General features: G+C 49.2%; 9 protein-coding genes. 4 read left to right on the forward strand and 5 right to left on the reverse strand.

Annotated features, from left to right (window positions below):
• Both OCL06_RS07275 and OCL06_RS07280 read left to right on the forward strand, forming a co-directional pair.
• Entirely contained in the window at positions 1-1,131 is a 1,131-nt protein-coding gene (locus OCL06_RS07275; protein WP_262993068.1) for a cupin domain-containing protein, read from the forward strand.
• Between the two features lie 59 nt (positions 1,132-1,190).
• Positions 1,191-1,649 (forward strand): GNAT family N-acetyltransferase, encoded by a 459-nt coding sequence (locus OCL06_RS07280; protein WP_262993069.1) that lies wholly within the window; start codon positions 1,191-1,193, stop codon positions 1,647-1,649.
• Between the two features lie 13 nt (positions 1,650-1,662).
• On the opposite strand, the gene OCL06_RS07285 is transcribed toward OCL06_RS07280, so the two are convergent.
• The 4 genes from OCL06_RS07285 to OCL06_RS07305 form a co-directional block, all read right to left on the reverse strand.
• Positions 1,663-2,082, reverse strand: coding sequence for a DUF4826 family protein (locus OCL06_RS07285; RefSeq protein ID WP_262993070.1), 420 nt, complete (start codon positions 2,080-2,082; stop codon positions 1,663-1,665).
• A gap of 12 nt (positions 2,083-2,094) precedes the next feature.
• The gene (gene ydiJ, locus OCL06_RS07290) at positions 2,095-5,136 is read right to left on the reverse strand and encodes a D-2-hydroxyglutarate dehydrogenase YdiJ (RefSeq protein WP_262993071.1); all 3,042 of its coding nucleotides are present in this window, start codon (positions 5,134-5,136) and stop codon (positions 2,095-2,097) included.
• A 607-nt stretch (positions 5,137-5,743) separates the two neighbouring features.
• A complete protein-coding gene (locus OCL06_RS07300; RefSeq protein ID WP_262993073.1) occupies positions 5,744-6,823 on the reverse strand; it encodes an MBL fold metallo-hydrolase in 1,080 nt (359 codons plus the stop codon).
• Between the two features lie 287 nt (positions 6,824-7,110).
• A complete protein-coding gene (locus OCL06_RS07305; RefSeq protein ID WP_262993074.1) occupies positions 7,111-8,055 on the reverse strand; it encodes a transposase in 945 nt (314 codons plus the stop codon).
• A gap of 426 nt (positions 8,056-8,481) precedes the next feature.
• On the opposite strand from OCL06_RS07305, the gene OCL06_RS07310 reads away from it, so the two are divergent.
• A complete protein-coding gene (locus OCL06_RS07310; protein WP_262993075.1) occupies positions 8,482-8,781 on the forward strand; it encodes a hypothetical protein in 300 nt (99 codons plus the stop codon).
• Positions 8,782-8,900: 119 nt separating this feature from the next.
• Here OCL06_RS07310 and ppsA read toward each other — a convergent pair whose 3' ends face one another.
• A complete protein-coding gene (gene ppsA / locus OCL06_RS07315) occupies positions 8,901-11,273 on the reverse strand; it encodes a phosphoenolpyruvate synthase (RefSeq protein ID WP_262993076.1) in 2,373 nt (790 codons plus the stop codon).
• Positions 11,274-11,466: 193 nt separating this feature from the next.
• On the opposite strand from ppsA, the gene ppsR reads away from it, so the two are divergent.
• Positions 11,467-12,279: a posphoenolpyruvate synthetase regulatory kinase/phosphorylase PpsR gene (gene ppsR, locus OCL06_RS07320; protein ID WP_262993077.1), complete on the forward strand. Its 813-nt coding sequence runs from the start codon at positions 11,467-11,469 to the stop codon at positions 12,277-12,279.
• Positions 12,280-12,523: the final 244 nt, after the last annotated feature.

Raw genomic sequence — 12,523 nt, forward strand, 5'->3', positions numbered from 1 at the left:
ATGACTTTTTCTGCTGACCAATTCCTTCAGGATCACTGGCAAAAATCGCCGGTGGTACTACGTAATTTCTACCCTGATTTTGACGACCCTTTAGATGAGCATGATTTAGCGGGCTTAGCACAGGAAGACGACGTTGACAGCCGAATAATCCGCGAAGTGAATGGTAACTGGCATCTTGACCAAGGGCCGTTTGATGACTTTAGTGAACCCTGCCAGGGTCACTGGACGCTGCTTGTGCAGGACGTGGACAAGTATATTGCCGAGGTGGACGGGCTGACAGAGGCATTCCGGTTTATTCCCAACTGGCGCGTTGACGATGTCATGGTGAGCTTTGCGGTGGCGGGCGCCGGAGTCGGCTCGCATGTGGATCAATATGATGTTTTTCTGGTGCAGGGCAAAGGCAAGCGTCGCTGGCGGGTTGGTCCGCCTGGCAACTACCAGGAAGTGTTTCCCCACCCTTCGTTACGACAGTTAAGCAGCTTTCCCACACACTTTGAGGTAGAGCTGCAGCCAGGTGATGTGTTGTATATTCCCCCCGGCTGGCCTCACGAAGGCGTAACCATTAAAGATAGTCTCACCTACTCGGTGGGCTTTCGTGCGCCTACTACCGCCGACATTACTCAATGCCTAACCGACGCCCTGGATAGCTGCCAGCTGCCAGTAACACGTTACACAGACCCGACACTCGCCCGTGCTGTGCATCCGGCCAGCGTGCCACTGCACACCTTAACCGTGTTGAAAGAGCAACTTATCGACGCCATTCACAGCGAAGCTTTCGATGAGGCTTTGTTACGACTGCTGTCAGATCAACATCTGCCAGTGGATGTACCCGATGAACTTTTGACGGTGGATACGCTACGTCAACATCTGGATGCCGGTACCAGCTTCGGGTTAGCCGCGGGGTGCCGACCTTTATTCTGCGATGAAGACTCAGCTTCCGAGTTTTCGTTTTACGTAAATGGTGAGCGCTTTGCCGTTTCACGCCAATATGATTGTGTATTTAAAGAGCTTCTGGATGGAGCCTTGCTCGATCTTGCCATGTACCAGCGAATAAAATCTTTTGCAGAACTGGAAATCCTGACTACACTGATAAATAAGAGATATTGGGTTTTATGGGATCACGATGACTAAACCGGCCCCTTTTAGCACCACAATCACGGGCCATCAGGTACAGGATAACGGTGAGATTCATGACGTTTCGAGTAGAAAACGTCGATTGGTTGAGAGGTAAAGATCGACTAGCAAAGTTACGCGAGCACGTTTTCGTGCTGGAATGGCGCCTCCCGCGGGAGGCCGAATTTGACGAGCACGACGCCACGGCATTTCACATCCTCATTGTAGACAATGAGGATAACCCCATTGCGACAGGCCGATTAACCCAAAGCGGTGAAATTGGCCGTATTGCGGTTAAACGAAAATTCCGCACTTTACCCGTGTACCGACAGCTATTCACCGCGCTGGTAACGCTGGCAAAGCAACATAATGTGCCATTAGTGCACGTAAGTTGCGACCTTGATAGCGTGAACTATCATCAGAAGCTGGGATTCACGCCGAACGGGCCGGTTTTTATGGAGGCCGGCATTCCCCGCCAGAAAATGGCCTGCTCCGTAAACCAGTTCACCCTACCCGACGTGACCCATATGCATTAAGCAGTGAGATTTCTCACTGCTGCCATAACTGGTCTTCCGCTTGCATACTGAAGAGACTCTCAGCCCGGCTTTGCAATAAGTTGGCAAACGCCAGTTGCGTGTCGTCGCTCCCCTGCCCCTGACGGATATTTTCTGCTTTGAGCTGCCAGTGCATGGCAAAAAACTTGATTGCATCCCGGGCAGTCGCTGCATTGTCCGACAAAGTAAAATCGACAGGCAAGTCGCCGCTCATTACCCAGTATTGCTTGTTATCCAGCGCTTTAATTTTCCATAACGCCACATAGGGAACCAGATAACGGCTTTCAGAGGTTATGACCGAGTCGTATAACACGCCGTTTTCAGCCAGGTGTTTGTTCGCCCGTTGAAATTGCTCTCGCACCCAGGCGGTGCGCTCTTCCTGCGTCATAGGTTCAGGTACTTGTTGTTCACTCATGCTTTTCTCTTATTATTTTGTAGTTATGATTGTTAATAAAGCCTGGAGCGGGTGGCGAGGCTTAAATGCTTCAATTCGCGCCACCTGACTGCGACACGAGTAGCCTGTAGCCAGAATTTGCTCTGGTTTGAACTTACCTACTGCCTGCTCCCAGCTCAAGGAATATATTCCCAGCGACTTGGCCTTTTGATCGGCTTCGTGCCCATAGGTGCCTGCCATGCCACAACAGCCCACGCTGATAATCTCTAACGGCTGGTTAACATTAGCGAAAATCTGCTGCCATTGCTTTTCTGATGTAGGCAAGGCGGTTTTTTCCGTGCAATGGCTGAACAATGCCAGCGGTGCTTGCTGTTCTCTTTTAGTCAGGCCCTGCCAGACAGACTCGGGAATAAGCGCCAGCCATTCGTGTACCGTCAGTACGTTAAAGCTGCCGCGTCGCTCGCCCAGGGCTTTCTTATATTCGTCACGATAACATAATACCAGCGAGGCGTCGGCGCCCACCATGGGAATGTCCGTAGTGGCGATGTCATTAAGAAAAGCAGATGTGGACGAGGCGGTTTGAGCAAACCGGGACAGAAACCCTTTTACGTGCTCAGGCTTACCATTAGGCTTGAACGGCAGCAACACCGGCGTTTTACCCAGGGCGCGAGCCAGACGGGCCAGGTCAGCCACAACCTGTGCGTCGTAATAGCTGGTAAAAGGGTCCTGCACTATCAGCACATAGTTTTGCCGTTGCTCTGCCGACAACCCTTTCAGCTTCTCTAAATCGAACGATTCGGTGACGCTGGCGGCTTGCTGTTTGAGTGTGGGCGTAGACAGCAGCGGCGTATCCACATATCCGAGCGCCTTTTCAATAAACTTCGCCATTAACGGCTGCTTTAAAAAGAAGTTGGTGACCCGGGGCATAGTTGCCAGCCAGGGCGCTAACCGCTCAATATTGGCCACCATATAATCTTTGGCCGGTCGCAGGTAGCGCTGGTAATAAATAGACAAAAATGTCGCCCGAAATTCCGGGACATCCACCTTTACCGGACACTGACTCGAACACGATTTACATGCAAGACACCCATTCATTGCCTCCAACACTTCATGAGAAAAGTCCGCTTCAGATGACCGGCTATTTTTAAACCGTTGCCACCAGGACGTGCGAAACTGCTCGGCGCTGAGCTTATCGGTTCGAATGCCAGACTCACCCAGCAAGCGAATCCATTCCCGTATCAGGCCCGCCCGCCCTTTCGGGCTATGACGCCGATCCCGGGTTATTTTACTGGAGGGGCACATGGGTGACGTAGTGTCATAATTAAAACACAGGCCGTTACCATTACACTCCATGGCCGGAGCGAAGGCTGTTTTAAATGCCACTGGAATTGTTCTGTCATAGGTAGCCCGTTTGGTATCACTGACTTTCACCAATTGCGCGTTGCTTTCCAGCGGCGTACAGATTTTTCCCGGGTTCATTTTGTTGTGCGGATCGAAAGCCGTCTTAATCTTGCGCAGTTCAGTAAACAGTGACTGTCCAAAAAACTCCGGACCATACTCACTGCGGAAGCCTTTGCCATGCTCGCCCCACATTAAACCGCCGTATTTCGCCACCAGCGCCACTACCTGATCAGACAGTGTGTGCATGAGCTGCTCCTGCTCCACATCACATAAATCCAATGCAGGCCTTACATGGAGAACTCCCGCGTCTACATGACCGAACATGCCGTACTGTAATCCATGGCTGTCCAGTAAATCACGAAACGCCATAATAAAATCAGCCAGATTTTCAGGCGGTACTGCCGTATCTTCCGCAAAGGCGATAGGCTTTTTACTTCCTTCCGTTTTGCCCAGCAATCCCACGGCTTTCTTACGCATAGCGTAAATGCGGCTAATGTCTTGTTTATCGAACGTTACCTGATAGCCGATGACACCACTGTCTCCAGATTTTGCAGCAGCCGTTAACTCGTCCTCCAGCTGCGCAATCCGCGATTTAATTTCGTTTTCGTCATTGCTGTTGTACTCCACCATATTCAAACCCAACAGGGTTTTGTCAGGCACGTCGGTGATGAGATCAGCGATGGAGTGCCAGATGATGTCGGTTTTTGCCAGGTTGAGTACTTTGCTATCAACGGTTTCAACGGAGGTGGCGTTTGCCGCTACCATGGCGGGCGCATGCCGCAGTGCCGCTTCGAAAGAGTCGTATTTAATATTCACCAGCGCTTTATGGGTGGCGATAGGGGTGAGAGACAGCTTCGCTTCTGCCACCATCGCTAAGGATCCTTCTGACCCAGCTATCAGGCGGCTGATATCAATGGTCTGGTTATCTGCGTTAAACGCATGCTCTAGATCGTAGCCGGTGAGAAAGCGGTTCATACGAGGGAACTTAGCCAGAATTTCTTCCCGTTTGCCTACGGCTGTGGCGATGACCTGCTTTAATATGGCGCTCAGCGTATCGTCCTGCGCGCTAAGCGCTTGTGCTTCATCCAGTGACAACGGGTGGGTGTCTAACACTTCGCCGTTTGCCAGTACAGAAGTAAGCCCCAGAACATGATCACTGGTTTTGCCATATACCAACGAGCCCTGACCGGATGCATCGGTACTTATCATACCGCCAATCGTGGCCCGGTTGCTGGTAGACAAGTCAGGCGAAAAGAAATAACCGTGGGGACGCAACGCATCATTAAGCTGATCTTTAACCACCCCGGACTGCACCCTCACCCACCGCTCTTCCAGGTTAATCTCAAGGATCTGGTTCATGTAGCGAGATGTATCTACCACGATACCATCGGTAAGACTTTGTCCGTTCGTGCCCGTACCGCCACCACGCGCCGAAAATTTTACCTCAGGATGGTTATTCGCCAGTCTGGTCAGACATTGTAAGTCTTCTGTGGAGCGCGGAAATACTACCGCCTGTGGCAGTTTCTGATACACCGAGTTATCTGTGGCCACTGCCAACCGGCTTCCGTAGCTGTACTCAATATCACCGGTAAATGAGGCAGCGTTTACGTCCTCAAGATAGCGCTGATACTGCGAAGATACACTTTGTTGGGGAGCGACTCGGGGAAGACTCAATGGACACACACCTACTGAAATATTGTGCGCCCAGTATACCTAGCCAGACAGCCAGTCTCTAGTTTCGCTTTCAAAAATCCCATGAAATTGCTGTTAACCGCGTTTGGAGAAATTTGGTTACACACGGAAGCTGGCATTGTAGCCAGGCATTTGCCATAGTAAGCAAGGTATCAATACACAGATGAGTTCTTTAATGAAAACTATTCGGCTCGCTTTCGGAGCCTTGCTATTGGGAATTGGTATTGTTTTTACGCTACTGCCGGGCTCTATTTTGCTCGTGCTTAGCGGATTGGTACTGCTAAGCTACGACTGGCCACGAGCGCGTGGTTGGTTGAAACGCTGTCAGACCGGCATGGCACGATCTGCACGGAAAATTGACCGCGCCCTCCTCGCCAGAAAGCTACGCTAAAAAATTAAGACACCCATGTTTTCTCCCCCTAAAGCTATTCAGACACCCATGGCTGACTAACTCTAGTTTAGCTTTAGTAGGTTGCAGTAGATTTTTCACCGCCCAGACTGAGCTGGGCCCATTCTATTTCACACAGCACACAGGCCAAATATCTCCAGGCGGTAGGCTCATGAAACACAGGTGAGCCCTCAGTTGCAACTACAAATCGAGCATATCTCCTTCATTCAAAACCACCAGCGGAATAGTAGCCTCCATCTTTTTGTGCATATGAAGGAGCCTCACCAGCGCCGAATGAGAAGAGTGATCGCCCATTTTCCAACTGTTGTTGCCGTATCCCCAGGGGACCATCACTTTACACTTTAGGTCTTCAGCTGCAGTTAAAGCATCTTCGGGCGTGGTATGTACATACCGATACCAGTCACCGTTATCTGGACGATAGTACGACGCTATCGGCATCAGGCAGACATCCATAGATCCGTAGCGTGTGTGGATGTCTTTAAAATGCGCCGAGTACCCGGTATCACCTGCATAAAACAAGCGTTTACCATTGTGTTCTAGTATCCACCCGCCCCACAGAGTTTTATCATTATCTTCGTACAAGTAAGGCACCCATATTCGGCTACTAAAATGGTGAGCTGGGACAAAGTGTAGCTTGGTATTACCCAGTTTCGTTTCAGAAAACCAGGCCATTTCCGTTATGCGATAACCTTGCTCGGGGAAGTGACTGGCAAAATTCAACGGCGTGAAGTAGCCAGGCGTAGTTCCCAGCTTTTTAATATCGGCTTTACTGAAATGATCGTAATGAATATGGGAATATAAAACACCATCAAGTTCTTCCAGTTGCGTGCTGCTAAGCCAGCCAGGCTCTTTACGGTAAAACCCGCTATCCAGCCTGAAGGCCCAGTCCACCGGCCAGTCAAACTGTTCACTTACCGGGTCAATCAGGACGCTTGTGCCGTCATCGGTAGTGACGTAAAAACTCGCATGTCCCAACCATGTTACCGAAAATCCGGACTTTTGAGCAGGTACGGTCTGCTGCGCCACATATTGACAGTCTTCAAATTTACTTTGGTTGATACAATTCAGCGCATCCGTATCCGGATAACAGTCACTCTCGCACGTTTCCGGATACTTCTGACGTTCTTTATAAAGATTGGCAAATCGAGAAGTGGTGCCTGTCTTTTCTTTTATTGTCACAGTACCCTGCCCCTGAATTTGCGTTACGCTATTCGGGGTAGCACAGCCGCCAAACACTAAGATTGCTGCAAAAAACAGCATGCTACTGTTATTCTGAGACACCCACCCATTTAAGTCACGCAACGCAATTCCCTTCCATTATTTTTAAAGGATTATAAATCAATGTAAATATATCATGGGGGGCTTGCTATGTAGTCACAGCTTGAAATTGAGAGTGTAAGAAATAATTGCGATAACAGTGAGTTGCTATCCGTTGTATTAGCGAGTCAGTGTAAAGCTTTCATTTCACACCTGACTGAGTAAGTGCTAAAAAACGGCTATCGCCAGACAACCTTTGGGAGCTAACCTCTGCTCCTACTAGTATGGATTTAATGCGTTGTTATCGACTGCTTTAAACGCCTTATCGCGATATCGCGGCTAATCTTTGTCCCAAACCGGTTTTCTATATTTACCGCTAATGAATGCCAGGTTTGCTTCGGTATTGCAGAGCTCTTTATCAGAGCTGCCGGCACGGAAGTACTTAGCGATGCTTTTCCCTGAACTTTGTTGACTGAACTCTGCATAACCGCTTCGTGGTAGTCTTCAAACGTAAACGGAAGAGGGCTCCCGTGAGAGGTAAATGTGTCACGCGCAAACCGCATTAACTGGAGGTATTTACGACCGGAATCGTTACAATGTAGTCTTCTTTTTATACTGGTATACGACGATGTTGCCAGCGATGTAGCTACTCCCGCCCGGATAGGGTTTAAATCAACGTACGCCATGCATGCTGCCAGAGCTGTTTCATCCAGTAACGCCTGGGACTTAAACCGGCCTTCCCAGAAGCGTCCCGTACACTCATCTTCGGCATTTGCTTTGCGTGCTATAGGCTCGTTAAGTAAACGCATAAACCAGCTAATATCATGTAACCGCCGCCGGTAAACACCGACTAGCTCGCGTAAAGTTTTAAGTTCCGCTTCAGTGAGTAACCCACGCTTCTCGACATCAAGATAGCGATGACCAATAGCCATTCCTTTATGAAGCTTATGCCAGCGATGCAGAACTTCTTCGGTAGACCAGCCTTCCACCCGCTTGCGATCGACGTGCAATACCAAATGAGTGTGGTTACTCATCACAGCATATGCGCAGATGTCTATGCCAAATACCTTGCCGAGGAAAAGCAGGCGACTTTCTACCCACCGCCGGCGGTGTTGGTAAGACTTACCGGTAAGCGCATCTTTACCACATAGATACGCACGCCTGACGCATCGTGAAATACAGTGGTAATAGGGTGTGGCTGAAAGGTTTACAATATTCTTCCGCGCTTGGGGCATGATTTTTCCTGTTAGGCAATTTATCACTAAATCTATATCGCCTGAGGATCCATTATAACCGTACTTTGTGTCTGAATAGTGCCAACCTATTACACCGCCGTACTACTCAATAAAGCCTAACCGCTCTATTGAGACACCCATGTTTAGCCAGCGTGAATGTAGCTATACATTGGGCGATCTGGTAGGACACCCATCAAAGGCCGCGCTAATAGCTCTGTATATTGTCGCCCTCGTGACCGTTACCAGAGGAATACCTGCTCCTACCGAACCGCATGTACGCTATGCGACGCTACTCATACTTGGTGTGTAGTGGGCATGCGACTAAGCGCTTACAAGTTACCAGCTAACAGGCAGATCTTTTAAAATCTGGGTGTCTTATTTTTGATTTAGAAAGCGCTAATAGTATGGATGTCTCAAAGAAACAGTATGGCTACGTATATTCTTCACCCAATGTATGGGTGTCTCATTTATGCGGGATGGTTGCGTAACCACACTCTTATCAGGGAAGATACAACAACAACTTATCTTCAGGACGAACCGATGAACATTATAAAAATCCTGGCATTCTTACTATTGGCGACTGGGTTACTCATCTTCCATGCGCTGTATTTTAAAACTAAACCGCTGGCCGACGCGGTATTGCTGGTGATGAATACTGGCTTGGGAGCTCTCGTGGGTGGTTTTGCTGTGCATTTGTACTACCACTACAAACGCGTTAAACAGTAATAGGCAGACAATGCGGTTTCATCAACCACCAGACCAGCTAAGGGTTCGCGTAAAAAAGAAAAAGCCGCATAAGCGGCTTTTATCAGAATAGTACGTGCGCAGGGCGACTGCGCTATTTATCAGCCGTGGTTTTCCGCCAGGTATAACCAGGTTTCCACCACAGTATCCGGGTTAAGTGACACTGAATCAATCCCTTCTTTTACCAACCAACCGGCAAAGTCTTCATGATCCGATGGGCCCTGACCACAGATCCCTACATACTTACCCCGTGCTTTGGCGGCGCGGATTGCCATCGACAACAATGCTTTAACCGCTTCGTTGCGTTCTTCAAACAGGTGAGCAATCAGGCCTGAGTCACGATCCAGTCCTAACGTCAGCTGAGTCAAGTCGTTTGAACCAATTGAGAATCCATCAAAGATATCCAGGAACTGATCTGCCAGTAAGGCGTTGGAGGGCAGTTCACACATCATGATCACCCGCAGGCCATCTTTACCCTGCTCCAGTCCTTGTTCTCTAAGCAGTTCAATGACCTGCTTGCCTTCTTCCAGAGTCCGCACGAACGGGATCATAATTTCGACGTTGGTTAACCCCATCTTATTACGTACCCGTTTAATGGCTTCGCATTCCAGCGCAAAACAGTCACGGAAGTCTTCTGAAATGTACCGGCTGGCACCCCGGAAGCCCAGCATTGGGTTTTCTTCATCCGGCTCGTACTGGTAACCACCTACCAGGTTAAAGTACTCGTTAGACTTAAAGTCTGACATACGCACGATGACTTTCTTGGGCGAAAACGCCGCGCCGATCGTCCCGATCCCCTCAACCAGTTTTTCAATGTAAAACTCAGTGGGTGAATCATAACCTGCGATAATGTCGTTGATTTCGTCTTTCAGTTCTTCTGGCTGGTCATCGAAATTCAGCAGTGCTTTAGGATGCACACCAATCATGCGGTTGATAATGAATTCTAACCGGGCCAGGCCAACCCCTTCGTTCGGTAGCCGGGCAAAATCAAATGCGCGATCGGGGTTGCCTACGTTCATCATCACACTTAACGGCAAGTCCGGCATGGCATCAATGCGCGATGTTACAACGTCAAATTCCAGTTGCGCACCATAAATGTAGCCGGTATCGCCCTCTGCACACGAGACAGTCACTTTGTCGCCATTGGCTATGGAGTCGGTAGCATTGCCACAGCCAACCACTGCAGGAATGCCCAGTTCACGCGCAATAATGGCGGCATGGCAGGTTCGGCCTCCCCGGTTGGTAACGATAGCGGAGGCTTTCTTCATGATCGGCTCCCAGTCGGGGTCCGTCATATCGGTAACCAGCACGTCACCGGCCTGGATCTTGTCCATCTCTTCAATGGAGCCAAGCACCTTAGCTTCACCGGCGCCAATCTTATGTCCAATAGCCCGCCCTTCACAGACGATATTGCTCTCCCCTTTTAGCTGGAAGCGTTCAATACTTTGGCTATCTTCGCGACTGCGAACCGTTTCCGGTCTCGCCTGTACAATGTAAAGTTTGCCGTCAACGCCATCTTTCGCCCATTCAATATCCATTGGACGCTGGTAATGTTTTTCGATGATCATGGCCTGTTTAGCCAGTTCCATTACCTCTTCATCATTTAACGAAAAGCGCATAGAATCCTGACGTTCAATATCAACTATTGAGACCTGTTTACCGTGGCTGGCATCGTCGGAATAAATCATCTTCGTGAGTTTACTGCCCAGATTGCGGCGTACGATCCCGGGCAGGCCTTTATCAATAGTAGGTTTGTGGACATAAAACTCATCTGGGTTTACTGCGCCCTGTACCACCATTTCGCCCAGTCCAAACGAACTGGTGATAAAGACCACATCCTCGAAACCTGATTCGGTATCGATAGTAAACATGACCCCAGAGGACGCAATATCACTGCGCACCATACGCTGGACCCCGGCAGACAGCGCCACACCTTTATGGTCATAGCCCTGGTGAACCCGGTATGAGATAGCCCGGTCATTAAACAACGAAGCAAAAACATGTTTTATAGCCACCAGAACTGACTCATAGCCTTTGACGTTCAGAAACGTCTCTTGCTGTCCGGCGAACGACGCATCAGGCATATCTTCTGCTGTGGCTGAAGAACGCACCGCAAATGACGCTTCATCACTGGCATCACCTTGCAACGTTTCAAACGCGTCTTTGATCGCGGCTTCAAACTCGGGCTGAAACGGCGTATCAATAATCCACTGACGAATATTTTTCCCGGCTTCCGTAAGAGCACTGACGCTGTCGACATCGAGTGAGTCCAGAACGTCATGGATCCTGGCGTCCAGTCCACTTTGCTCAAGAAACAGATTAAATGCGTCTGCGGTAGTTGCGAATCCGCCTGGCACTTGCACACCGGCATTCGCAAGATTGGAAATCATTTCTCCTAACGATGCGTTTTTACCGCCAACTCGTCCGACATCATGCATGCCCAACTCTTGATACCAAAGTACGTAATCTTGCACTGCCAAGCCTCCAGCTTTTTATAAATATGGTGACGTCCACTTGCGTGGACGTGTAGGGTACGGTGAGAAACCAGATTTAAATACGAAGCCGCATTACTGGCTTTTCAACGATTCCATCTTAGAATGGGCAAAATTGGAATGTAAAACTTTTTATCATTCCGTAATAAATTTACAACAAAGTTAAGGAAATGTTGTGCGTACAGCTTTTTATATTTCTGATGGAACGGCCATTACTGCAGAGGTGTTTGGCCATGCCCTGCTGTCCCTGTTCCCGGTTCAGTTCAATCACAACACCATCCCGTTCGTAGAAACTGAAGAGCATGCATACCGGGTGCTCGAAAAAATATCTGAAAGTTTTCAAGACACCGGCGAGAGACCGCTCGTTTTTTATACAATTGTGAATGTAGATGTACGCCGGGTTATCTCCCGTTCAGTGGGCATTAACTACAATTTTCTCGACCAATTTGTGGCACCCCTGGAAAAAGTACTCGGCGTGCCCTCTAAGCCAGAGAAGCACAGAACCCATAGTATTCATGAAACCACGTACGATATTCGTATTGAAGCTGTGAACTATGCCCTGGCCAATGATGATGGCTCTAATCTGAAAAACTATCATGAAGCCGACATCATCCTGGTGGGTGTCTCACGTTCAGGCAAAACCCCAACCAGCCTGTATCTGGCGCTGCAGTACGGCATTAAGGCGGCGAACTACCCGTTCACCGAAGAGGATATGGGCGATATGCTCAAGCTTCCGCCCGCGTTACGACGCTATAAAGATAAACTGTTCGGGCTTACTATTCACCCCGAACGCCTCAGCCAGATCCGCTCAGAGCGCCGGGCTAACAGCCGCTACGCGTCCATCCAACAATGCCGGATGGAACTTCGTGAGGTAGACAACCTGTACAGAAAAGAAAAGATCCCTTTTTTGAACAGTACCAAGTATTCGGTAGAAGAAATTTCGGCAAAAATTCTCGCCGAAACCGGGTTGCAGCGACGTAAATATTAACCCTGCTCTTAGCGGTCAGTGGCATGTGTGGCAATTGCAGAAAGCTTCGATGTGTTTTGGGTGGGTGTCTCACTTTTAAGAAGGCACGGTATCTGAGGTCGCGACGTTTAGGTTAGTGGGTGTCTTGTTTTAATCACTTTTAGAAAGCCACAGTTTCTGATGTCGCCACGTTTAGTTTCGTGGGTGTGTTGCTTTATTGATATGTGGGTGTCTCATTCAAAACAGGCAGAGAGCTAACGACTCT

The sequence above is a fragment of the Alteromonas salexigens genome, assembly GCF_025628895.1.
GTDB lineage: Bacteria > Pseudomonadota > Gammaproteobacteria > Enterobacterales > Alteromonadaceae > Alteromonas > Alteromonas salexigens.

Coding starts and splice junctions, on each gene's coding strand:
- OCL06_RS07275 (WP_262993068.1), top strand. CDS start 1: ATGACTTTTTCTGCTGACCAATTCCTTCAGGATCACTGGCAAAAATCG.
- OCL06_RS07285 (WP_262993070.1), bottom strand. CDS start 2,082: ATGAGTGAACAACAAGTACCTGAACCTATGACGCAGGAAGAGCGCACC.
- OCL06_RS07305 (WP_262993074.1), bottom strand. CDS start 8,055: ATGCCCCAAGCGCGGAAGAATATTGTAAACCTTTCAGCCACACCCTAT.
- OCL06_RS07280 (WP_262993069.1), top strand. CDS start 1,191: ATGACGTTTCGAGTAGAAAACGTCGATTGGTTGAGAGGTAAAGATCGA.
- OCL06_RS07310 (WP_262993075.1), top strand. CDS start 8,482: ATGGCTACGTATATTCTTCACCCAATGTATGGGTGTCTCATTTATGCG.
- OCL06_RS07300 (WP_262993073.1), bottom strand. CDS start 6,823: ATGCTGTTTTTTGCAGCAATCTTAGTGTTTGGCGGCTGTGCTACCCCG.